The sequence below is a fragment of the Accumulibacter sp. genome, from assembly GCF_032229525.1.
Lineage (GTDB): Bacteria > Pseudomonadota > Gammaproteobacteria > Burkholderiales > Rhodocyclaceae > Accumulibacter.
Map to the genome: position 1 here is coordinate 21,501 of NZ_JAVTWB010000144.1, position 22,206 is coordinate 43,706.

Annotated in this window: 20 protein-coding genes; all 20 read right to left on the reverse strand. The window is 62.0% G+C overall.

Annotation, left to right across the window (positions count from 1 at the left end; translation table 11 throughout):
• Positions 1 to 52: 52 nt before the first annotated feature.
• Positions 53 to 838: a 3'-5' exonuclease gene (locus tag RUW20_RS10680; RefSeq protein WP_313952192.1), complete on the reverse strand. Its 786-nt coding sequence runs from the start codon at positions 836 to 838 to the stop codon at positions 53 to 55.
• A 9-nt stretch (positions 839 to 847) separates the two neighbouring features.
• Positions 848 to 1,747 (reverse strand): cysteine synthase CysM, encoded by a 900-nt coding sequence (gene cysM, locus RUW20_RS10685; protein WP_313952193.1) that lies wholly within the window; start codon positions 1,745 to 1,747, stop codon positions 848 to 850.
• Positions 1,740 to 2,744 (reverse strand): ADP-glyceromanno-heptose 6-epimerase, encoded by a 1,005-nt coding sequence (rfaD, locus tag RUW20_RS10690; RefSeq protein ID WP_313952194.1) that lies wholly within the window; start codon positions 2,742 to 2,744, stop codon positions 1,740 to 1,742. The genes cysM and rfaD overlap by 8 nt, the downstream gene beginning before the upstream one ends.
• A gap of 9 nt (positions 2,745 to 2,753) precedes the next feature.
• Positions 2,754 to 3,686, reverse strand: a complete 933-nt coding sequence (gene rfaE1, locus RUW20_RS10695) for a D-glycero-beta-D-manno-heptose-7-phosphate kinase (protein WP_313952195.1) — start codon at positions 3,684 to 3,686, stop codon at positions 2,754 to 2,756.
• An 83-nt stretch (positions 3,687 to 3,769) separates the two neighbouring features.
• Positions 3,770 to 4,939: a lipopolysaccharide assembly protein LapB gene (gene lapB, locus RUW20_RS10700; RefSeq protein WP_313952196.1), complete on the reverse strand. Its 1,170-nt coding sequence runs from the start codon at positions 4,937 to 4,939 to the stop codon at positions 3,770 to 3,772.
• Positions 4,940 to 4,993: 54 nt separating this feature from the next.
• The gene (locus RUW20_RS10705) at positions 4,994 to 5,275 is read right to left on the reverse strand and encodes a LapA family protein (RefSeq protein WP_313952197.1); all 282 of its coding nucleotides are present in this window, start codon (positions 5,273 to 5,275) and stop codon (positions 4,994 to 4,996) included.
• A 68-nt stretch (positions 5,276 to 5,343) separates the two neighbouring features.
• Positions 5,344 to 5,637: an integration host factor subunit beta gene (locus RUW20_RS10710; protein ID WP_313952199.1), complete on the reverse strand. Its 294-nt coding sequence runs from the start codon at positions 5,635 to 5,637 to the stop codon at positions 5,344 to 5,346.
• 10 nt (positions 5,638 to 5,647) lie between these two features.
• The gene (rpsA, locus tag RUW20_RS10715) at positions 5,648 to 7,345 is read right to left on the reverse strand and encodes a 30S ribosomal protein S1 (RefSeq protein WP_313952200.1); all 1,698 of its coding nucleotides are present in this window, start codon (positions 7,343 to 7,345) and stop codon (positions 5,648 to 5,650) included.
• Positions 7,346 to 7,533: 188 nt separating this feature from the next.
• Positions 7,534 to 9,486 carry a bifunctional 3-phosphoshikimate 1-carboxyvinyltransferase/cytidylate kinase gene (locus tag RUW20_RS10720; protein ID WP_313952201.1) on the reverse strand — a complete coding sequence of 651 codons (1,953 nt, stop codon included), beginning with the start codon at positions 9,484 to 9,486 and terminating at the stop codon, positions 7,534 to 7,536.
• 2 nt (positions 9,487 to 9,488) lie between these two features.
• Positions 9,489 to 10,382 (reverse strand): prephenate dehydrogenase, encoded by an 894-nt coding sequence (locus tag RUW20_RS10725; protein WP_409559346.1) that lies wholly within the window; start codon positions 10,380 to 10,382, stop codon positions 9,489 to 9,491.
• Between the two features lie 19 nt (positions 10,383 to 10,401).
• Entirely contained in the window at positions 10,402 to 11,490 is a 1,089-nt protein-coding gene (gene hisC / locus RUW20_RS10730) for a histidinol-phosphate transaminase (protein ID WP_313952203.1), read from the reverse strand.
• Positions 11,491 to 11,519: 29 nt separating this feature from the next.
• Positions 11,520 to 12,611: a prephenate dehydratase gene (gene pheA / locus RUW20_RS10735; RefSeq protein ID WP_313952204.1), complete on the reverse strand. Its 1,092-nt coding sequence runs from the start codon at positions 12,609 to 12,611 to the stop codon at positions 11,520 to 11,522.
• Positions 12,612 to 12,771: 160 nt separating this feature from the next.
• Positions 12,772 to 15,441 carry a DNA gyrase subunit A gene (gene gyrA / locus RUW20_RS10740; RefSeq protein ID WP_313952205.1) on the reverse strand — a complete coding sequence of 890 codons (2,670 nt, stop codon included), beginning with the start codon at positions 15,439 to 15,441 and terminating at the stop codon, positions 12,772 to 12,774.
• 369 nt (positions 15,442 to 15,810) lie between these two features.
• Positions 15,811 to 16,302, reverse strand: coding sequence for a hypothetical protein (locus tag RUW20_RS10745; RefSeq protein ID WP_313952206.1), 492 nt, complete (start codon positions 16,300 to 16,302; stop codon positions 15,811 to 15,813).
• A gap of 132 nt (positions 16,303 to 16,434) precedes the next feature.
• On the reverse strand, positions 16,435 to 17,460 hold the full coding sequence (locus RUW20_RS10750) for a hypothetical protein (RefSeq protein ID WP_313952207.1): 1,026 nt from the start codon (positions 17,458 to 17,460) through the stop codon (positions 16,435 to 16,437).
• Between the two features lie 119 nt (positions 17,461 to 17,579).
• The gene (locus tag RUW20_RS10755; protein WP_313952208.1) at positions 17,580 to 18,887 is read right to left on the reverse strand and encodes an adenylosuccinate synthase; all 1,308 of its coding nucleotides are present in this window, start codon (positions 18,885 to 18,887) and stop codon (positions 17,580 to 17,582) included.
• Between the two features lie 5 nt (positions 18,888 to 18,892).
• The gene (locus RUW20_RS10760) at positions 18,893 to 20,050 is read right to left on the reverse strand and encodes an ATP phosphoribosyltransferase regulatory subunit (RefSeq protein ID WP_313952209.1); all 1,158 of its coding nucleotides are present in this window, start codon (positions 20,048 to 20,050) and stop codon (positions 18,893 to 18,895) included.
• Positions 20,047 to 20,232: a DUF2065 domain-containing protein gene (locus RUW20_RS10765; RefSeq protein WP_313952210.1), complete on the reverse strand. Its 186-nt coding sequence runs from the start codon at positions 20,230 to 20,232 to the stop codon at positions 20,047 to 20,049. Before RUW20_RS10765 ends, RUW20_RS10760 begins: the two co-directional genes overlap by 4 nt.
• A 10-nt stretch (positions 20,233 to 20,242) precedes the next feature.
• Positions 20,243 to 21,121: a protease modulator HflC gene (hflC, locus tag RUW20_RS10770; protein WP_409559345.1), complete on the reverse strand. Its 879-nt coding sequence runs from the start codon at positions 21,119 to 21,121 to the stop codon at positions 20,243 to 20,245.
• Between the two features lie 11 nt (positions 21,122 to 21,132).
• Positions 21,133 to 22,206 (reverse strand): FtsH protease activity modulator HflK (gene hflK, locus RUW20_RS10775; RefSeq protein WP_313952212.1); only part of this gene is annotated, 1,074 nt, incomplete at its 5' end.

Genomic DNA, 22,206 nt, shown 5'->3' on the forward strand with positions numbered 1-22,206 from the left:
GACAACAGCGGGGCCTGAGCGAGCGAAAAGCGCTCGCCCGACGCCAAGCCTCCTACTGCCAGGCCGAAAGAAACTCCTGCCAGTGTCGCTTGCCGATTTTCTCCAATTCGCCGCGGACAAAGGCCATCTCGGCGTCGTATTCGGCGCGCGAAAGCTCGCCCCGTAGCAGGCGAAAGCGGACTGAAACGAGATAAGTATTCAGGACATCCGTTTCGCAGTAGTCACGCACATCCGCCATGCCACCCGCCAGCCAGGCCTGCCAGACCTTGCTGCCGTCCATCCCCAGCTTGCCGGGAAAACCGATCAGCTTGGCGAGTTCGTCAAGCCGCACGCTGGCACGTGGCTGATACATCGCCAGCAGGTCCATGAGATCGAGATGGCGCGTGTGATAGCGGCTGATGTAGTTGTTCCACTTGAACTCACGGCTGTCGGCGTAGTCACCATCACCGAGATCCCAGTAGCGCGGCGCAATGGCGCCGTGGATCAGCCCGCGGTAGTGCAGCACAGGCAGGTCGAATCCACCACCATTCCAGGACACGATCTGGGGCGTGAACTTTTCAACGCCGTCGAAGAAACGCTGGATGATCTCACCTTCGCCCTGCTCTGGCTCGGCCAGTGACCAGATGCGGAAATCCTTGCCGACGCGGAGCGCGCACGAGATGACCACCACCCGCTGCAGGTGGTGCGGCAGGAAATCGTTGCCGTTGGTGGCACGCCGCTGCTGGAAAGCCAGTTCGGCGACCTCGGCGTCGGAAAGCTCCGGATCAAGGTCGTGCAGCCGACGCACCCCCTCCACGTCGGGGATGGTTTCAATGTCAAACGCGAGGACCGGCTTCATCTGCCACCCTCAAGCCGGAAAGACACCCGTCGACAGGTAGCGGTCACCGCGATCACAGACGACGGTGACGATCGTCGCCCCCTCGAGCTCGCCCGCCAGCCGCAAGGCAACCGCCAGCGACCCCCCGGATGAAATGCCGGCGAAGATACCCTCTTCGCGAGCCAGGCGACGAGTCATCTCTTCAGCCTCACCCTGGGAGACCGATTCGATACGATCGACCCGCGCCCGGTCGAAGATCTTCGGCAGATAGGCCTCCGGCCACTTGCGAATGCCCGGAATCTGCGACCCGTCTTCGGGCTGGCAACCAACGATACAAATGCTGGGGTCTTGCTCCTTGAGATAGCGTGAGACGCCCATGATCGTGCCGGTGGTACCCATGCTGCTGACGAAATGGGTGATTCGCCCCGCGGTCTGCTGCCAGAGTTCGGGCCCGGTCCCTTCATAGTGTGCCAGGGGGTTGTCCGGATTGGCGAACTGATCGAGGATGATGCCGCGTCCATCCTTGCGCATGCCTTCGGCGACGTCGCGCGCCAGTTCCATGCCCCCATCCCTGGGCGTCAATACCAGTTCAGCACCGAAGGCACGCATGGTCTGCCGGCGTTCGACACTCTGGTTCTCCGGCATCACCAGAATCATCCGGTAGCCGCGCAAGGCAGCGGCCATTCCCAGAGCGATGCCGGTATTGCCAGACGTGGCTTCGATCAGTGTGTCGCCAGGTTTGATGTCGCCACGCGCCTCGGCACGCGAAATCATCGACAGCGCCGGGCGATCCTTCACCGAACCGGCAGGGTTGTTGCCCTCCAGCTTGGCCATGATGACGTTGCCACGCGCATCGCTGGCAGCACCCGGTAGACGCTTGAGACGCACCAGCGGTGTCCCGCCCACGTAGCCTTCGAGCGTTTCATCCATTGCCGCTCAACCACTTGACGTACTGCGGGACAGCCTCCTCGACACTGGCGAAGGACTGATCGTAGCCGGCCTTGTGCAGCTTCGCGAGATCAGCCTGGGTGTAGCTCTGGTATTTTCCCCTGAGGTCTTCCGGAAACGGGATGTACTCGATCAAACCCCGCTTCACCAGTTCGGCAAGCGGCAGCGCGTCCTCGCCGTTGACGGCACGACAAGCATTGACGTTCGCCGCCGCCAGCTCATTGAAGCTCTGCGCACGTCCGGTACCGACGTTGAAGATCCCTGATTTTTCGGGATGGTCGAGGAAATGGAGATTGACCCGGGCGACGTCGTCGACATAGACGAAATCACGCTGCTGCCCGCCATCGCCATAGCCATCGCAGCCTTCAAAGAGCTTGACCTTGCCAGCCTGAAGGAACTGGTGATAGTGGTGGAAGGCGACCGACGCCATGCGCGCTTTGTGCGACTCCCGCGGACCGTAGACATTGAAATAGCGGAAGCCGACCACCTGCGAATTGAGCGACCCGGCTACCGAAAGGCGATGACGAACGATCTGATCGAAGAGAAATTTCGAGTAGCCGTAAACGTTCAACGGGGCCTCGTGCTGCCGCCCTTCGCTGAAAACGCTGCTACTGCCGTAGGTCGCCGCACTCGATGCGTAGAGGAATTGCACTTCCTGATCAAGGCACCAGTCGAGCAAGGCCAGCGAGTAGCGGTAGTTGTTGTTCATCATGTAGCGGCCATCGCTCTCCATGGTGTCGGAGCAGGCCCCCTGGTGAAGAATGGCATCGACGTCACCATCGAAGTCGCCAGCGAGCAGCCGGTCCAGGAAGTCCAGCTTGTCGATGTAATCCGCAATGTCACAATCGACGAGGTTCCTGAACTTGTCCGCTCTGGTCAAATTGTCGACCGCAATGATCTTGCGCACGCCGCGCTCGTTCAACGCCTTGACAAGATTGGAACCGATAAAACCGGCAGCACCGGTAACGATGGTGTACATGGGCTTACCTCACTTCAGTGCCGCAACAAGCTCGTCGCGACCGACTACCGCGGTTCCCAGCTTGCCGACCACGACGCCGGCAGCGACGTTCGCCGCGTGCACCGCATCCGGCCAACCGGCATTACACGCCAGCATCACCCCCAAGGTCGCGATGACCGTATCGCCAGCACCCGAAACATCAAAAACCTCCCTCGCCACGGCCTGTTCGTGCACCACCCCGGCGGCATGGAAGAGCGACATTCCTTCTTCGCTGCGCGTCACCAGCAGAGCCTCCAGGCCGAGTGCGCTGCGCAGCGCTTCCGCCTTGCGAGCAAGCCCTTCGTCGTCCTGCCAGCGACCAATCACTTCGCGTAGTTCGGCACGATTCGGGGTAACGATGGTCGCCCCGGAATACTTCGAGAAATCGTCGCCCTTGGGGTCAACCAGCACTTTCTTGCCGGCGTTCCGGGCCAATCGGATCATCTCGCCAATATGCGCCAAACCCCCCTTGCCGTAGTCGGAGAGAATCACGGCGTCGCAAGCGGACAAGCGCGCCTCGAACTCGACCAGTTTGGCGCGCAACACCTCATGCGAGGGCGAAGTTTCAAAATCGATGCGCAAGAGCTGTTGCTGCCGGCCAATCACTCGCAGCTTGACAGTCGTGCTGATCGCCGCGTCGACATGCAGGCTGACATCGATCCCGCTCGCTTGGAGCAGTTGCTGTAGCTGCCGTCCGGCTTCGTCGTCCCCGACAACCGAAAGCAGCGCGACCTGCGCGCCAAGGGCCGCAACATTGCGCGCCACATTGGCGGCTCCTCCCGGGCGCTCTTCGCAGCGCGCCACTTTGACTATCGGCACCGGCGCCTCGGGCGAGATGCGGGCCACATCCCCGAACCAGTAGCGATCAAGCATTACGTCGCCAACGATCAGCAGCCGAGCGGTCGAGAGACTACCGAGTTCCATCGCTGAGCACCTCGACAAGGAAAACGCTGCTCACCGGGCTGGCTCGCCCGGTACCAGACACGGTGAACGGCAACATGGAACTCCTAAGGCGTCAGGTCGAATTCTTCGCTACGCTTTGGCGAGTAGGTCTCCCAACCGCCGCACGCTGGGCACCGCCAATAGAACTGGCGCGCCTTGAAGCCACAATTATCGCATCGATAGCGGGCGAGGCGATGGGTGTAGCTCTGGACAATCCCTTTGGCCAGATCCAGGTCGGGACGAATGTCAGGCGAGGCAAACAGCAGTCTCGCCTCGAGCAGTTTGTCGAAGCCGATCAGGGTCGGATTGCGTTTCAGCTCGTCGCGAACCAGCCGGTAAGCGGCCTCGGGGCCATCGCTCTCGAGCACCAGTTGAAAGACCACGTCCAGCAGATCGAGTGAGGGGTAATGGTCGAGATAACCACGCAAGAGCTGCAGCCCCGCCTCGCGCCGATCGAGCTTGCGGAAAGCGTCGAGCAAGCGTTTCGCAACCAGTGCCAGGTAGGTCGGATTCTGCTGTTCAATCCGCTGCCACGACTCGATCGCCGCAGCAAACTGATCCTGTTGGAACTGCAGGTCACCCTGAAGAAGACTGGCGCGCACGCACTTGCGATTGCGCTCAAGCGCCGTCCGCAAATAATCTGCCGCCAGATCCCGACGCGAGCGGATCATCTCGGCGGCAGCCAGCTCGCAATAGTACTCGGCGATTTCCTTTTGCGACGCGAGGTCCGGCAGCTCCGAGGCGATGGCAATTGCCTTCTCCCAGTCCTTCTCAAGCTGATAGATTTCGAGCAGCTTGCGTTGGGCGTCTTCCCGCACCGGCGAATCACGCAGTTTCTCGAATACCGCCTCCGCGCCATCGAGCAAGCCGGCCTTGAGATAATCCTGGCCAAGTTCTGCCAGCGCCTGAAGTTTCAGATCATGCGGCAAATCCTCACGCTCGGCGAGATTCTGGTGCATCCTGATGGCGCGCTCGGTTTCACCGCGACGACGGAACAGACTACCGAGTGCGAAGTGAATCTCGACGGTCTGGGGATCAACCTTGACGGCTTCGACAAAAGCCTCAATCGCACGATCGGGCTGCTCGTTGAGCAAGAAGTTGAGCCCCTGGAAATATGAGCGGGGCAACGTCCGTGACTCCTTGACCAGATGCCGGATATCGACGCGAGCCGCGGCCCAACCCAGCCCGAAAAACAGCGGAAAAAGCAGCAGCTGCCAGTACTCGAATTCAATCATGCGCGCAACTTTGTCGCACCGTCCGGGCAGCCGCCAATGGTCTCCCGGTCAGCGTCACACCGGGTGCTCTCGATTGCGGAGGATGCGCGCCTGCGCCTCCTTCAGCGCGCGCTTCAATCTGGCCACTTCACGACGCTGGCCGAACAAGGTACCCAGCAAAGAGAGCAAGGCGAGCAGCGCACCGCCGGCGAAGCAGGCCAGCAGGACGATCACCAGGGGTGCGTGCCAGACGTTGTCAAAAAACAGGTGAACGCCGACCGGATCGGTGTTCCTGATGGCAAACGCAAAAAGAAAAAGAAAAACGGCGCCCCGAACAACCCACAAGAACAAACGCATCAATCACCTTCCCACAGGAAACGGGCGGCAACTCGCGTTGCCGCCCGCAAAAAACATAGCCTGACCACTCAGATCAATTCCAGCGAGCCGTCGACGCGCTCCCGCAATTCCTTACCTGCCTTGAAATGCGGCACCCATTTCTCGGGAACGTCAACCTTGTCACCAGACTTGGGATTCCGGCCAACACGTGGCGGCCGGTAGTTCAGCGCAAAGCTCCCGAAGCCGCGGATTTCGATGCGATCGCCCTTGGCCAAGGCCTCCGACATCGCATCGAGAATCATCTTCACCGACAAGTCCGCGTCCTTTGCAACCAGCTGCGGGAAGCGCCCGGCCAGGTGGCCGATAAGGTCCGACTTGGTCATTCATCTAACCCTACTGGGGATTGTTCAACTTGGCCTTTAGCAAGGCGCCCAGGTTCGTGGTTCCGGAACTGGCACTGTTGTCCGCAGAAAACTTCTGCATCGCCTCTTGCTGCTCCGCCTGGTCCTTGGCTTTGATCGACAAGCTGATCGAACGCGTCTTGCGATCGACGTTGATGATCATCGCTTCGAGCGAGTCCCCTTCTTTGTACACCTTGGTCAAATCGTCGATTCGATCGCGCGATACTTCGGAAGCGCGCAGATAAGCTTCCATGTCGCCGTCAAGCATCACCACGGCACCGCGCGCATCGACCGACTTGACGATTCCACGAACGACGCTGTTCTTTTCATGGGTCGCGATGTAGCTGGTGTAGGGATCACCATCAAGCTGCTTGATACCCAGGGAAATGCGCTCCTTGTCGGTATCGATGGCCAACACCACCGCATCAACCTCGTCGCCTTTCTTGAAGTTGCGGATTGCCTCTTCACCGGAGAGCGACCACGAAAGGTCAGAGAGGTGAACCAGGCCGTCGATCCCGCCGGGCAGGCCGATGAAGACGCCGAAGTCGGTAATCGACTTGATCGCGCCATGAACGCGGTCACCCTTCTTGTAGTTCATCGAGAAGTCGTCCCACGGGTTGGCAGCACACTGCTTCATGCCCAGGGAGATACGGCGCCGATCCTCATCGATCTCGAGGATCATCACTTCGACCTCGTCACCCAGTTGAACAACCTTGGACGGGTGAACGTTCTTGTTGGTCCAATCCATCTCGGAGACGTGCACCAGACCCTCGATGCCCTGCTCGATCTCCACGAATGCACCGTAGTCGGTGAGGTTGGTAACCTTGCCGAAAAGACGGGTGGTCGACGGGTAGCGACGGGAAATGCCGACCCACGGATCTTCGCCCAATTGCTTGAGGCCCAGCGAAACGCGGTTCTTCTCCTGGTCGAACTTGAGGATCTTCGCCTGCAATTCGTCGCCGACCGCCAGCACTTCCGAGGGGTGACGAACGCGGCGCCATGCCAGATCCGTGATATGCAGCAAGCCATCGATGCCACCGAGATCGACAAAGGCGCCGTAATCCGTGATGTTCTTGACCACGCCCTTGACGATGCTACCTTCCTTGAGGGCAGCCAGCAGCGCATCGCGCTCTTCGCCAACGCTCGCTTCGAGCACGGCACGCCGCGAGACGACGACGTTGTTACGCTTGCGATCGAGCTTGATCACCTTGAATTCGTAGGTCTTGCCTTCGTACGGCGTGGTGTCCTTGACCGGGCGCATATCCACCAGCGAACCCGGCAGGAAAGCGCGGACGCCGTTGGTCATGACCGTCAGCCCGCCCTTGACCTTGCCCGTGATGGTGCCCTCGACGAGCGTACCGTCGTTCAGCGCCAGCTCAAGCGCGTTCCACGCGGCGACGCGCTTGGCACGGTCGCGCGACAGGCGGGTTTCACCGAAGCCGTTTTCCAGCTGCTCGATGGCCACCTGGACGAAATCACCGACCCCGACTTCCAGTTCGCCCTGATCATTCAGGAATTCTTCAATATCGATGTAGCTCTCGGACTTGAGGCCGGCATTGACCACGACAAAATTCTGGTCCATGCGCACCACTTCCGCGGTGATGACCTCGCCTGGACGCATTTCCTGGCGCCCAAGGCTCTCTTCGAAAAGTTCGGCAAAGCTTTCTTGCATTGTGGGATTGTCTGACATATGGATTGAGTTACCTAACCGCAGAGCTGCGGGGTGAGTTGAAAACAATCACCAGAGCCGGACACTCCGGACAGCTCGCCAAAGCGGGGAGCACGGACACTACACCGGCAGACCTTGAGGGAACTGCCGCCGAGCCGCCGGACCGACGCGTGGATCTGGTGACAACCATGGCCAACGGCACTTGCCGTTCACCTTATTTCGGAAACCTTGTTGACCCAGTCCAGTACCTGCGCCACCGCGGTGGCAATGGTCAGGTTTGTCGTGTCGAGCAATTCAGCATCCGTACTCTGCTGCATCGGGGCGACGCTACGTTGGCTATCCCGTTCGTCGCGTTCGCGCAGATCCAGCGAGAGGGCTGCAATACTAGCAGCGATTCCTTTTTCGATCAACTGCTTATGACGTCTTTCGGCGCGCATCTCCACGCTTGCAGTAAGGAAGACTTTGGTCATCGAATCGGGGAAGACGACCGAACCCATGTCACGCCCGTCGGCGACCAGCCCCGGCGGCCGGCGGAAGGCGCGCTGCCGGAACAGCAATGCTGCCCGCACCGCGGGCAGCGCAGCGACCAACGAAGCGCCAGCCGAGATTTCTTCGCGGCGGATGGCGTCGCCGACATCCTCTCCCGACAGGCTGATTGCACTGCCAGAAAAGCTGGCGTCCAGGCTGGCTGCGATCGCCGCGACGCCCACCTCATCGTTCCAGCCGACGCCGGCCCGGCGGGCAGCCAGGGCGGTCAGGCGGTACAGCGCGCCGGAGTCGAGGTAATGCCAGCCAAGCGCCTCCGCGACCCGCGACGCGACCGTCCCCTTGCCCGACGCCGACGTGCCATCGATGGCGATCACGGGCACCGCCTGGGTGAGCTGCGTGAAGCGTTCGAAATAGTCCGGGAAGGTCTTGGCCACTGTCGTCGGATCATTGATTCGCAGCGGTGCGCCAAGAGTCGCCAGCGAGAAACACATCGCGATGCGATGGTCATCATAGGTGTCGATTGCCGCCGGGCGCAGAGACTGTGTTTTGGCTGGCGGGACGACGCGGATGAAGTCGTCGCCCTCAACGACGGTGGCGCCGAGCTTGCGCAACTCCGTGGCCATGGCCGCGATGCGGTCGGTTTCCTTGACCCGCCAACTGGCGATATTGCTCAAGGTACTCGGCCCTTCCGCAAACAGGGCGGTGGTAGCCAGGGTCATCGCCGCGTCCGGGATGTGATTGCAGTCGAGCTCGATACCCTGAAGCTTGCCATCGGCGGCTGTCGATGCTTCTATCCAGTTGGCTCCGGTGGTGATTCTTGCCCCCATTAGCGTCAGCGCGTCGGCAAAGCGTACGTCGCCCTGGATCGAGTCGCGGCCAACGCCTTCGACGCGCACCGGGCCGCCACCGATAGCGCCGAGGGCAAGGAAATAGGACGCCGACGAGGCGTCTCCCTCGACCTCTACGGCACCCGGTGAGCGATAGATGCTGGCGGCCGGCACGATGAAGCGCTGTCCGCCATCACGCCGCACCTGCACGCCAAAGCGGGCCATGGTGGCCAGCGTCATGTCGACGTAGGGGCGGGAGATCAGTTCACCGATCACTTCGATGGTCGTCTCCACGCCGCGCAAGGGCAAGGCCATCAACAGCCCGGTCAGGAACTGGCTCGACACATCGCCGCGCAAGCTGACCACGGCGGACTGACGCCGCCCCGGTGGAGCAATCGCCAGCGGGGGAAAGCCATCGTCATCGAGGTAGCTGATCACGGCACCCAGCTGACGCAAGCCGTCGACGAGATCAGCGATCGGGCGTTGGTGCATCCGCGGCACGCCGGAGAGTCGGTAATCGCCACCGGCCAAGGCCAGCACTGCGGTTAGCGAGCGGAAGGCAGTGCCGGCGTTGCCGAGAAAAAGTTCGGCCCGGCGAACCGGGAAAACGCCGCCGACCCCCCTCACACGAACGACGCCGTCGGCCGCCGGCTCGACACTGACGCCAAGCGTCTTCAATGCATCGAGCATGCGCGCCGTGTCGTCCGACTGCAGCAGGTGGTGGACTTCGGTTTCCCCCTCGGCCAGCGCCGCCAGCAGTAGCACCCGGTTGGAGATGCTCTTCGAGCCGGGCAAGCGCACCGTGCCCCGCGCAGCGAGCAGCTGCGGCAGATCAATGTAGTCCACGCTCACTCTCGCGCCTTGCGCTCGGCCCACGCGCGCCGAGCGGTCCGGGCCGATTCGAAAGTTGCTTCCAGCCTGGCACCGTCGCCACGCTGCAGGGCATCGCGCAGTTCATCAAGTTGCACCCGGTAACAATCGAGCTCGTCAAGCAGCGCGGTCCGGTTAGCCAGGCAGATGTCACGCCACATCTCCGGATGACTGGCGGCAATGCGCGTGAAATCGCGAAATCCGCTGGCCGCGAAAGCGAACAGCAGCTCGCGATTTTCGCGTCGTGCCAGCTCATGCACCAGCGCAAATGACAACAGATGCGGCAGATGGCTGACCGCGGCAAAAACACGATCATGCTCGGCCGGTGCCAACTCCTTGATCAGGCCGCCACAGCATGCCCACGCCGCACGTACGCGGGCGACACTCGACGCGCTGCTTTCCGGAAGAGGCGTCAGCACTACCAGCTTCCCCTGGTAGAGATCCGCCCGTGCGGCCAGCGCACCGCTATTTTCGGCGCCAGCAATCGGATGGGCGGGAACGAACTGCGCCAGCCGGTCGCCGAAGCAGGCGCGGGCTGCGGCAACGACGTCGTCCTTGGTACTGCCGGCGTCGGTAACCACCGTTTGTGGTCCCAGACAAGGGGCAATGCGCGCCATGATTTCCGGGATCGTCCCAACCGGCGTGGCAATCAGCACGAGGTCGGCGTTCGACACCTCCTGGCCGGCGTTGAAACCGGCGCGATCGACGATACCCAACTCGAGCGCCTGCGTCAGCGAGCCCAGCGTACGCCCGAAGCCGACGATCTCTCCGGCTTGCCCGGCGGCCTTGAGCGCCAGCGCAAAGGATCCACCGATCAGGCCAACGCCGAACACCACAACCTTGCCGAACGGGGTGGCGTTGTTCACGACCAGGCCTCCACCACGCAAACGATCATAGCGACACCTCCAGGGCTGCGAGGAAACGCTTGTTTTCGCTTTCGGTGCCAATCGTCACGCGCAGCCAATCCGGCATCCCGTAAGCGGCGATCGGACGCACGATGACCCCATTCCTGAGCAGGCTCTGGTTCACTTTCGCCGCTTCGGGAGCCCTGAAGGTCACGAAGTTGCCGTGCGAGGGAATATGGCTGCAGCCCAGTCGTTTGATTCCGGCAACGACCTGCTCCATGCCCGCACGATTCAGAGCGTAGCTTCTGGCGACGAATTCGTGATCGTCGAGCGCAGCTGTGCCTGCAGCCAGGGCCAGGTTGTTGCAGTTGAACGGCTGCCGAACACGATTCATCAGGTCGGCAATCTCCGCGGAACTCAGCCCATAGCCGATCCGCAGACCCGCCAGACCGTAGATTTTCGAGAACGTACGGGTAATCACCAGATTGGGCATCTCGGCCAGCCAGGCCGTGGTGTCGACGCGCTCGGCGGGCGGCAGGTACTCGTTATAGGCTTCGTCGAGCACCACCACCACATCGGCTGGCACTGACTGCAGAAAAGCCTTGAGCTGAGGGTACGGCAGAAAAGTGCCGGTCGGGTTGTTCGGGTTGGCAATCCAGATCAGCCGGGTGTCGGGCCGGATCGCCGCGCGCATGGCATCGAGGTCGTGGCCGTAGTCGCTGGCCGGCACGGCAATCGGCTCGGCGCCGGTCGACAGCGTGGCCAGCGGATAAACGGCGAACGCGTATTGCGCGAAGATTGCCGAGCGACCGGGCGCCAGGAAGACGCGAGCGATCAAGTCGAGGACGTCATTCGAGCCGTTACCGAGCACGATGCGCTCCATTCCCAGGCCACTACGCTCGGCGAGCGCCTGCTTCAGCGCGAAGTCGTCCGGATAACGCGACAGCGTTGACATGGCCTCGATCGCCGCCGCCTGCGCCTTGGGGCTCATGCCCAGCGGATTTTCGTTCGAAGCCAGCTTGACGATCTGCTCGACGGCAAGACCCAGTTCGCGCGCCAGCTGGGTAATCGGCTTGCCCGGCTGGTAGGGCGAAATGGCCCGGATATACGGCAAAGATTGCGTCTGCGGTGCCATCGGCGTTCCTCGAAAAGAAGTCAACCCGCTCAGTAGGCGGCCATCGGGTAGGAACCGAGAATCTTGAGATAAGGCGCGCGACGGCCCAGTTCGGCCAGCGCTGCGCCGACTGACTCGTCGTCGCGGTGCCCGTCCAGATCGACGAAGAAAACATACTCCCACAAGGTGTGACGCGCCGGGCGCGACTCGAGCCGGGTCATCGACACCCCGGCATCGGAGAAGGGCGCCAGCAACTGGCTGAGCGCGCCGGTCTGATTGTGCGCCGACATGATCAGCGAAGTCCGGTCGCGTCCCGACCGCCCGGCTTCCTGGCGACCGAGAACGACGAAACGCGTCGTATTGTTCGGCTCATCCTCGACGTTGCTCGCCAGCTGTGGCAGCTGATAACGCTCGGCGGCAGCCTGGCCGGCCAGGGCCGCCGCCCCCGCTTCGTCCGCCGCAAGCTGTGCCGCCTGCGCATTGCTGCCGACCGAAATACGCTGCGCGTGCGGCAAGGAACGGTTCAGCCACTCGTGACATTGCGCCAGCGACTGGGCATGCGAGTAGACCCTGGTCACGTCGCCCAATGAGCCCTCGTTCGACAGCAGATGCTGGTGAATGCGCAGGGCGACCTCGCCACAGATCTTGAGCGGCGTGGTCAACAGCAGGTCGAGCGTCCTGCCAATCGCGCCCTCGGTCGAATTCTCGATCGGCACGACAGCGTAGTCGGCATGACTAGCCTCGACTTCGCGGAAGACATCGTCGATCGAGAGCTGCGGCATCAGGCGCGCCGCATGGCCAAAGTGCTTGGTTGCGGCACTCTCCGAAAAGGTTCCGAGCGGGCCGAGGAAAGCAATGCCCAGAGGTTGCTCGAGCGACAGGCAGGCCGACATCACTTCGCGGAAGAACCAGGTGACGGTCTCGCCAGAAAGTGGCCCCGGGTTCATTTCCTGGATCCGGTGCAGCACCTGCGCCTCGCGCTCCGGCCGGTAGATGAAGCCCGCCTCGCCGTGCCGCGCCTTGATCTCACCGACCTGCTGGGCGAACCGTGCACGCTGGTTCAGCAGCTCCAGCAGTTGCCCATCGAGCCGGTCGATCTCCTCACGGACGACTGCCAGTTCGCTCTGCAGGTCGTCATTCATCCAGCGAACGCCAGCTGACGTTGCGAGCGCCGAGCCCGGGAGCTCACTGGCGCGCAGCGCTTACCGCCTGGCCGCCCATCAGCGCATGGCGTCACCCCGAGCAACAGCAGCAGGGTCGGTAGCGGAAATTCGGCGCATCGCAGAACACCCGACATGCGTATTACTCCTGATCCGGATCGACAGGCGGCTCCCCTGCCGAAGGCTCAGCCGCCGGTCCATCAGCTTCGCCAGCTTCGTCAGTTGCGCCAGCTTCGTCGGTTGCGCCAGGCTCGACTAGTTCGGGCAGATCGGAGTCGTCTTCCGACTCGACGACCTTCTCCAGACCCGCGAGCTTCTCACCGGCATCAAGGGCAATCAAGGTGACACCCTGGGTCGCCCGGCCCAGCTCGCGGATTTCCCGCACGCGGGTGCGGATCAGCACGCCACCGGTGGTGATCAACATGATTTCGTCATCGTCGCCGACGAGGCGGGCGGCGACCACCTTGCCGTTCCGTTCGCTGGCGGCAATGGCGATGACGCCTTGCGTACCACGGCCGGAATGGCGGAAGTCGGCCAGCGCCGTTCGTTTGCCGAAACCGTTCTCGGTGGCCACCAGAACCGTTTGCTGGTCGTTATCGGCGATCAGCAGCGACAACACCTGCTGTTTGTCGCCCAGCCGCATGCCGCGCACACCGCGCGCCGTGCGGCCCATCGGGCGGACGTCTTCCTCGTCGAACCAGGCGGCCTTGCCGGCGTCGGAGACGAGAATGACGTCCTGGCTGCCATTGGTGATCTCGGCACCGATCAGGACGTCGTCGTCGTCGAGAGCGACAGCGATGATTCCGTTCTTGCGCGGGTTCGAGAAATCGGACAAGGGCGTTTTTTTCACCGTGCCCTGCGCGGTGCCCATGAAGATGTAGCGGTCGTCAGTGAATTCCTTGATCGGCAAGATGGCGCTGATCTTTTCGCCATCCTGGAAGGGGAACACGTTGACTACCGGCTTGCCGCGGCTGGTCCGCGTTCCTTGCGGTACTTCATAGACTTTGAGCCAATAGACCCGGCCGCGATTGGTGAAGCAGAGGATGAAATCGTGGGTATTGGCGACGAACAGGTGATCGACGAAATCGTCGGTCTTCATCGCCGCCGCCTGCTTGCCCCGCCCACCCCGTCGCTGCGCGCGATAATCGGCGAGCGGCTGCGACTTGATGTAGCCGGTGTGCGAGAGCGTTACCACCATGTCAACCGGGGTGATGAAATCGGCAATGCCCAGATCCTGCGTACTGATGACGATTTCCGAGCGCCGCGGATCACCGAACTGGGCACGGATGCCCGTCAATTCCTCGACAATCATCTCGGTGATCCGCTCGGGTCGCGCCAGGATATCCATCAGGTCGGCAATACGGGCCAGCAGTTCGCCGTAGTCGGTGACGATCTTGTCTCGCTCGAGCCCGGTCAGGCGCTGCAGGCGCAGCTCCAGGATCGCCTGGGCCTGCGCCTCCGAAAGCAGATACCCACTCGCCGACAAGCCGTACTCGAGATCAAGGCCTTCGGGTCGGGTAGCGTCGAGCTTGGCCCGCTGCAGCATCTCGGCAACCGTCGGCGAGGTCCACGACCTCGCCATCAAGCCCCGACGCGCGTCGGCCGGGGTGGGTGATGCCTTGATCAGGGCGATGATCTCATCAACGTTGTCCAGCGCCACCGCCAGACCTTCCTGGATGTGCGCCCGTTCACGCGCCTTGCGTAATTCGAAAACGGTACGTCGGGTGAGGACTTCGCGCCGGTGACGCAGGAAACACTCGAGCATCTGTTTCAGATTCAGCAGCCGTGGCTGGCCATCGACCAGGGCCACCATGTTCATGCCGAAGGTGTCCTGCAGCTGCGTTTGCTTGTACAGGCAGTTGAGCACCACCTCGGCGACTTCGCCACGCTTGAGCTCGATCACCACCCGCATGCCCGACTTGTCGGACTCGTCGCGGAGGTCGGAAATACCTTCGATGCGCTTGTCGTTGACCAGTTCGCCGATCTTTTCGAGCAGCGTTCGCTTGTTCACCTGGTACGGCAGTTCGTCGATGATGATCGCCTGGCGATTACCGCGATCGAGATCCTCGAAGTGCGTCCGGCCGCGCATCACCACCCGCCCGCGCCCGGTCCGATGACCCTCTTGAACGCCTGCAATGCCGTAGATGATCCCAGCCGTTGGAAAATCGGGACCCGGCACCAATTCGATCAGCTCGTCGATCGTCGTTTCCGGGTTGCCCAACAGCGCCAGGCAGGCATCCACGACTTCGCCAAGGTTGTGCGGCGGAATGTTGGTCGCCATCCCGACGGCAATTCCCGACGAACCGTTGATCAGCAGGTTCGGAATCCGCGCCGGCATGACCAGCGGCTCTTGCTCCGACCCGTCGTAGTTGGGTCCGAAGTCGACCGTCTCCTTGTCGAGGTCGGCCAGCAACTCGTGGCCGATGCGCGCCATGCGCACTTCGGTGTAGCGCATCGCAGCGGCATTGTCGCCGTCAACCGAACCGAAGTTACCCTGACCATCGACCAGCATGTAGCGCAGCGAGAAGTTCTGCGCCATGCGCACGATGGTGTCGTAGACCGCCGTATCACCATGCGGATGGTACTTACCGATCACATCGCCAACGATGCGCGCCGACTTCTTGTAGGGCTTGTTCCAGTCGTTCGACAGCTCGTGCATGGCGAACAGGACACGGCGATGCACCGGTTTGAGGCCATCGCGAGCGTCCGGCAAGGCGCGGCCGACAATCACGCTCATGGCGTAATCGAGATACGATCGACGCATCTCGTCTTCGAGACTGATGGGCAGGGTTTCTTTGGCGAAGGCTTCCATCATTTTTCCCGCTGACGACGTGACTTCCGGAATGATGTCATCGTCTTGATCAAGCCCGTTATTCTAGCACGCCGCCACCCCCCTCAGGCGCGCCAGGCCCGGCATTTCTAAATGTCTTGCGGGTGCCAGAGCGCGCCCGGTCGACCAGACCTGGCCGAGTTCAGGAAGGTCATCGGGAGCAAGGAGTCGACGGTCGCCAACACCGCCCAAACGATCGCGCCGACAGGCCGCCAGCGCTTTAAATGAGGGGTCTCGGCAGCGAGCGCAAGGCGACCCCAGCCTGCTTGGGCGCCTGGCTCATTTCAGACCACCGCCGGACCGCCGCTCGAGCGGCGCCGAGGGAAAGACGTGGCCTGCTGGCACGCCGGCTTATCGCTTGCCAAGCCGCTCCGCGTTTGACTGCACCTGGCGAAGAACCGGCGCCAGCCCCTGCCCCGCGATCTCGGCGGCTGTACCCCAGAGCTGCAGCCAGCCGACGGTCGCGTTGATCAGGGTCGTACACAGCGCCGCCTGCCGTTCGCTGAACTCTGCGGGGCTGCGACTACCAGCCAGCGACAGGGTGTCGCTGGTGCACGCCAGCATCGATTGCCCGGCGTGAGTCCAGCATCGTTGCGCCGCAGGCGCCATGATGGAGACCATCACCGCTGCGGACTCGAGCGGCACCTCCATCTTTTCCCGGGTCATCAGGGTCAGTTCGGTCCAGTCTGCTTGTCGCGGGCGCACTAGCGCTCGCAGCAGGCGACGGCTGCGGTAACTGATCACGGCGCTGCTGGCGGTCATCAACTGGTTGGTCTGCCGCCCGAGCCGCGTCCACTTCAGAACCGGCGCAAGTAATTGATCACGAAGTTCTTCCCGATTCATGGCAGCTTCTCCTGAACGTATGGTGGACATCTCTGTGGACGCCGGTCGGTGGAATGGCGATTGTACTCGACTCCGCTACACCGGAAAGCGTATTCGATCACATCTGCCTCCTCACGAGCGCTGCTCCAGGCCCTAGAGAAAACGTGCCGCAGCGTCGAAATTGATCGTTGGCACCGGCATTTCCGCTCGCGCAAAGCGCGCCAGTACGAACGCCCTTCGCAGCGGCGGCGAGCCGGTCAATTCGGCGAGGGAGAAATCGACGTCAGCGGCTGAATCATCACTCGCCCCATCCGACACCACGTTGATCGTGGTCAGCCGCATTCGTTTCTGCTCCATCCGCAAATAGCGCTCGGGATTCTCGAGCACCTCCTTCAGGCACGCCAGTTCCACTTCCAAGGCTGACATGCTGTCACCGATCGCTTCCAGCTGCCGCTCGTTTTCGAGCAGCTTGGCCTGCAGTTCGCCTTGCTCCGAGGTGGCTGCCGGCCCGGCGCTGAACATGGCTCCCAACCCCGGTCCCTGCTGGCGAAGCAAGCGCAGGCGTGCCCGGATCAGCGCGCGATCACCTTCCAGTTCCTGCCTTTCGAGCCGATCCTCGCCAATCGCGGCCAAGGCCTGGGCAAGCAGATATTCGAAGGCCTGGACGCCCACCAGGCGACGCAGTTCGGTCTCGTCCCGGCCGCAGATATCCACCCGGTGACGCGAGAAGCTGGCGCGAGTCTGCAGGACATCGCGGCGAACGATCGTCCCATGCAGCTTGGTCCCCAGGACCTGCTGTTCAGCGAAAGCCATGCCCAGGAGCACGCAGACCTCGTCAAGCGCCGGCGCCTTTTCGAACAGCGTGCGCAGATTGTCCGAGCGGCCCATGGCGGCGGGGATATCTGCCGGCGCGACAAAAAATGCCCGCAAAGCACGGTCTGAAGACCAGACCGTCGACGAAAGCTTCCTGGCAGCGGGAAGCGCCTCCACCATTGCCCGCAGATACCTGATCGTCGTATCTACGGCAGGTGCCAGGCGGGCATGGCAGGAGGGCAACACACTCAGCCGGGGGTTGGTCAAGGTGATCGCCTTTTCGGTCGCCCCGCGGATCATTGTGTCGGACACTCGATCGGTATCGAACTGCGCCGGCCGGTTCTTGAACCAGTCGAGAATCCCCATGCACGTCTCCTGAGATGGCAAAATCTGGCGGCATCATATCAGGCAACGAGGACCGCGCCAGACCTTGCCCGGCCTGGCCCACGAAGCGTAATTCGGGAAGCGGACGCGCCCGGGACTACCTACCCCAACGGATGACGACGGACAATGGTCTCATCCCGCTCCGGGCCGGTCGAAACGATATCGATCGGAACATCGCAAAGCGCTTCGATGCGCGCGAGATAGCCACGTGCCGCCGCCGGCAGTGCCTCCATCGTCGCGGAGCCCACCGTCGACCCGGACCAGCCGGGCAGCGTTTCGAGCACTGGCTCACAAGCCGCAACTTCGTCGGCACCCATCGGCAACAGATCGATGGTCTTGCCGTCAAGCAGATAACCGGTGCAGATCTTCAGCTCTGGCAATCCATCGAGGACGTCAAGCTTGGTAATGCACAGACCGGTGACGCCGTTGATCTGGATCGACCGCCTGAGGGCAGCGATATCGAGCCAGCCGCAGCGACGCTTGCGACCGGTCACGGTGCCGAATTCACGCCCTTTTTGCGACATCTGATAGCCCGGCAGGCCTTCTTGTTCGATATCCAGCTCACTCGGGAAAGGCCCTCCGCCGACACGCGTGCAATACGCCTTGGTGATCCCCAGAACGTAATGCAGCATCCCCGGACCGACACCCGAACCGGCCGCCGCCTGACCGGCGACGCAATTGGATGAGGTCACGAAAGGGTAAGTACCGTGATCGATATCCAGCAGTGCGCCCTGTGCGCCTTCGAACAACAGGTTGTGACCGGCCTTGTTGAGCGCGTGCAACGCGGCTGAAACGTCGGTCACCAACGGCTTGATCTCTTCGGCATCGGCCATCGCCTGCGCCAGAACGGCCTCGAAATCGACCGCCTCAGCCCCCAGATAGCGGGTGAGAACGAAGTTGTGGTAGTCGACATTTTCCCGCAACCGCTCGGCAAAACGCGCCGGATAGAACAGATCGTAGACCCGCAACGCGCGGCGAGCGACCTTGTCTTCGTAGGCCGGGCCAATCCCCTTGCCGGTGGTCCCGATCTTCAGATCGGCACACTTCGCCGCTTCGCGTGCGTGATCCAGCGCCGTGTGGTAGCCGAGGATGATTGGACAACCCGGACTGATCTTGAGCCGCGAACGCACGTCGATGCCGCCCGACTCGAGCACCCGCATTTCGCTGAGCAGGTGATGGATATCCAGCACCACACCGTTGCCGATAAAGCAATCGACACCCTCCCGAACGATCCCGGAAGGGACCAGATTCAGCTTGTAAACCTTGTCGCCGACAACCAGTGTGTGACCCGCATTATGGCCGCCCTGGAAACGGACGACGCCCTTGGCATGATCGGTGAGCCAGTCGACGATCTTGCCCTTGCCTTCGTCTCCCCATTGGCTGCCCACGACTACGACGTTCTTGGCCATACCTGTCATCCGTCCCTGTTGATTGCCTCGATTACCCATTGTCCGTCGCACTCGACCAAGCGGCGGTCGCACCGCGGACCATCAATTGCGGTCTCGGCCGGCAGGAGTTCAACGACGATTTCGCCCTGCTCGCGCAGCGCGGCAATCGCCTTCGCCAGCGGTGCGCAGGCAGCCGAATACGGCGCCAAAATCGCCCCCGCCGGTTGGTCACGTGCAGCATGCCGCGCCAGCTCGCGCAGATCCATCGAGAAGCCGGTAGCCGGTCGCTCGCGGCCGAACGCCCTGCCGACACCGTCATAGCGTCCGCCAAGCGCGACAGCGCTCGAGAAAGTACCGTGATAGGCAGCGAAGACGACGCCATTGTGATAACGATAGCCACGCAGGTCCGCCAGATCGAAGGACAGTGGCAGCTCTGGCAGCGCCAGCTGCAAGGCGCGCAAGTCATCCAGCGCGGCATTGATTGCCGGCAGTTGCGGCAGGGTTCTGGCAGCTGCCGCAAGCGTTTCCACGCCACCGTAGAGGTCCGGCAAGCAAAGCAGTGCCGAGCGAAAAGGCTCGTCGAGGCCGCTGCAACGCTCACGCAGACTGGTGACATCCTTCGCTTGCAGCAGTTGCAGCAGCATTGCCTCGAGGTCTGCATCGAGGCCGGCAGCATTCGCCAGGGCGCGAAAAACCCCGACATGACCGAGATCGATACGTGCTGCCGGCACACCGGCAGCCGAGAGCGCGTCGGCCATCAATCGGATCACCTCGCGATCTGCCGCCGGACCGGCATGCCCATACACCTCGGCGCCTAACTGGATCGGTTCGCGACTCGCCGCCAGCGACGCCGGCAGGGTATGCAGCACGCTGTCGCAATAGCAGAGTCGCGTCACGCCCTGGCGATTGAGCAGATGCGCATCGATACGCGCGACCTGCGGCGTCATATCGGCGCGTACGCCGAGCGTGCGTCCGGACAACTGATCGACGAGCTTGAAGGTACGCAACTTCAGGTCATGCCCCGACCCGGTAAGCAAGGAATCGAGGTGCTCAAGCAACGGCGGCATGACCAACTCATAGCCATGGACGCGGAACAGGTCCAGCAAGCTACGGCGCAAGCGCTCGATTTGGGCCGCTTCTGCCGGCAGAGCATCGGCAATATGTTCGGGTAGCAGCCAGTTCATTTGAAAAGCATCAGCAGTACCAGACCGATCAACATGGAAGTCAGACCGACGAAACGGATCTGCCCATCGGAAAATTGGATCAAACGACGGAATGTCTCGCGCCAGGTGCTCGGCGCGATGAATGGAATCACGCCTTCAAGCACCAGCATCAGGGCCAACGCCAGCAACAGGTTGTCGGTCACAACGGGTCGGTCATTTTGCGGCTTTGTCGCCGCCTCGGCCGACGCTCTTCATGTACTTGAAGAAATCCGAATTGGGCTCGACGACAATGACGTCGCTCTTGCCGTTGAAGCTGTTGCGATAGGCTTCCAGACTGCGATAGAAAGCGTAGAACTCCGGATTCTTCTGGAACGCCAGGGCGTAGGTTGAAGCCGCCTTGGCATCTCCCTCACCCTTCATCTTTTGTGCGTCGCGATAGGCCTCGGCAACGATTACCTCGCGTTGCTTGTCGGCGTCGGCACGGATCTTCTCGGCCTCGGCAGCGCCCTGCGAACGCAGCTCGTTGGCAACGCGTTTGCGTTCCGCATCCATCCGGCGATAGACCGATTCGCTGACGTCGTTCGGCAACTCGACGCGCTTGACGCGAACGTCGACGATCTGCACGCCGATCTTGCGCGCATCGAGGTCGGCCTTTTCGCGCATAAACTCCATCAGTTGATCGCGCTCGCCCGACACCACGTCATGCACCGTCCGTTTGCCAAACTCCTCGCGTAGACCGGCGTTGACGGTCTGCGAGAGCCGCGTCTTGGCACGCGACTCGTCACCGGCGACTGAAATGTAGTACAGCTTGGGATCGACGATCCGCCACTTGGTAAAGGAATCTACCAGGACGTTGGTCTTCTCGGAGGTAATGAAGCGTTCGGGGTCGGCGCTATCCAGGGTGAGAATGCGCTTATCGAAATAGCGCACGTTCTGGATCATCGGCCACTTGAAATACAGCCCTGGCTCCTCGATCACGCTGCGCACTTCGCCAAGCTGGAAGACGATGGCGTGCTGGCGCTGATCAACCGTAAAAATGGTCGCCCCGAGCACCACCAATACGGTCACCAACACCGCGGCAAAAATATTCATGCCAGATCTCATCAGCGGGACTCCCGTGCACGCTCTCGCAAGGTGTCGCGCGAACGCGACTCACTCATTTGTGGCGGCACCTCGTTGGAAATCGGTGGCGACGAACGAACGACGCCCGGCGCCTCCGCGCTGCCGGCGACGCCCCCAGGCGACGCTACGGCCGCTCCGGCAGCCTTGATCAGCTGGTCGAGGGGCAGGTAGAGCAAGTTGCCTTGCCCCTTGGTGTCAATCATCACCTTGCTGGTATTGGAGTAAACCTGCTGCATGGTGTCCAGGTACATCCGAGTACGCGTCACTTCCGGCGCCTTGGCGTATTCCGTGTTGATCTGCGTGAAACGGCTGGCATCACCCTCGGCGTTGGCAATGACTCGCTGCTTGTAACCCTCGGCCTCCTCGAACAGCCGCGCTGCGGTACCGCGCGCTCTCGGGATGACGTCATTGGCGTAAGCTTGACCCTCGTTCTTCTGGCGCGCGCGATCTTGCGAAGCCTTGACGGCGTCATCAAAAGCGGCCTGCACCTGCTCCGGCGGCTGCGCGTTCTGCATCGTCACCTTCGAGATCAGAATGCCGGTCTTGTAGCGATCGAGAATCTCCTGCATCAGCTGCGAGGCATTGACCGCGACCTGCTCGCGACCTTCGTAGAGGACGAAATCCATCTTGTTCTTGCCGACGACCTGACGAATGGCGGTCTCGGCCACCTGCATCACCGCTTCGTCCGGATTCCGGTTGGCGAACACGTAGTCCACCGGATCCTTGAGGATGTATTGCACGGCAAACTGGATGTTGATGATGTTCTCATCGTCGGTCAGCATCAGAGACTCCTTGAGGACCTTGTTCCTCTCGGTACCGCGATAGCCGACCTCGAGCGTGCGCACGCCGGAAAGATTGACCAGTTCATGCGACTGGATCGGATACGGCAGCCGCCAGCGCAGACCCGGATCAGTACTCTCGCTGTAGCGGCCGAACTGAAGCACCAGGCCTCGTTGGCCCGCGTCCACAATGTAGAACCCACTGGCCAGCCAGACGACCACCACCAGGACCAGCAGCAGCCCGATACCACCGCCGAGAAATTTCGGGTTGAACTG

What these genes read in the sequence shown, in the direction of transcription:
- RUW20_RS10745 (WP_313952206.1), bottom strand. Translation starts at nt 16,302, where the DNA reads ATGAATCGGGAAGAACTTCGTGATCAATTACTTGCGCCGGTTCTGAAG.
- cysM (WP_313952193.1), bottom strand. Translation starts at nt 1,747, where the DNA reads ATGGATGAAACGCTCGAAGGCTACGTGGGCGGGACACCGCTGGTGCGT.
- pheA (WP_313952204.1), bottom strand. Translation starts at nt 12,611, where the DNA reads ATGAATGACGACCTGCAGAGCGAACTGGCAGTCGTCCGTGAGGAGATC.
- rpsA (WP_313952200.1), bottom strand. Translation starts at nt 7,345, where the DNA reads ATGTCAGACAATCCCACAATGCAAGAAAGCTTTGCCGAACTTTTCGAA.
- RUW20_RS10710 (WP_313952199.1), bottom strand. Translation starts at nt 5,637, where the DNA reads ATGACCAAGTCGGACCTTATCGGCCACCTGGCCGGGCGCTTCCCGCAG.
- rfaE1 (WP_313952195.1), bottom strand. Translation starts at nt 3,686, where the DNA reads ATGGAACTCGGTAGTCTCTCGACCGCTCGGCTGCTGATCGTTGGCGAC.
- RUW20_RS10680 (WP_313952192.1), bottom strand. Translation starts at nt 838, where the DNA reads ATGAAGCCGGTCCTCGCGTTTGACATTGAAACCATCCCCGACGTGGAG.
- hisC (WP_313952203.1), bottom strand. Translation starts at nt 11,490, where the DNA reads ATGGCACCGCAGACGCAATCTTTGCCGTATATCCGGGCCATTTCGCCC.
- RUW20_RS10760 (WP_313952209.1), bottom strand. Translation starts at nt 20,050, where the DNA reads ATGAACTGGCTGCTACCCGAACATATTGCCGATGCTCTGCCGGCAGAA.
- rfaD (WP_313952194.1), bottom strand. Translation starts at nt 2,744, where the DNA reads ATGTACACCATCGTTACCGGTGCTGCCGGTTTTATCGGTTCCAATCTT.
- lapB (WP_313952196.1), bottom strand. Translation starts at nt 4,939, where the DNA reads ATGATTGAATTCGAGTACTGGCAGCTGCTGCTTTTTCCGCTGTTTTTC.
- hflC (WP_409559345.1), bottom strand. Translation starts at nt 21,121, where the DNA reads ATGAATATTTTTGCCGCGGTGTTGGTGACCGTATTGGTGGTGCTCGGG.
- RUW20_RS10705 (WP_313952197.1), bottom strand. Translation starts at nt 5,275, where the DNA reads ATGCGTTTGTTCTTGTGGGTTGTTCGGGGCGCCGTTTTTCTTTTTCTT.
- RUW20_RS10755 (WP_313952208.1), bottom strand. Translation starts at nt 18,887, where the DNA reads ATGGCCAAGAACGTCGTAGTCGTGGGCAGCCAATGGGGAGACGAAGGC.
- gyrA (WP_313952205.1), bottom strand. Translation starts at nt 15,441, where the DNA reads ATGGAAGCCTTCGCCAAAGAAACCCTGCCCATCAGTCTCGAAGACGAG.
- RUW20_RS10750 (WP_313952207.1), bottom strand. Translation starts at nt 17,460, where the DNA reads ATGGGGATTCTCGACTGGTTCAAGAACCGGCCGGCGCAGTTCGATACC.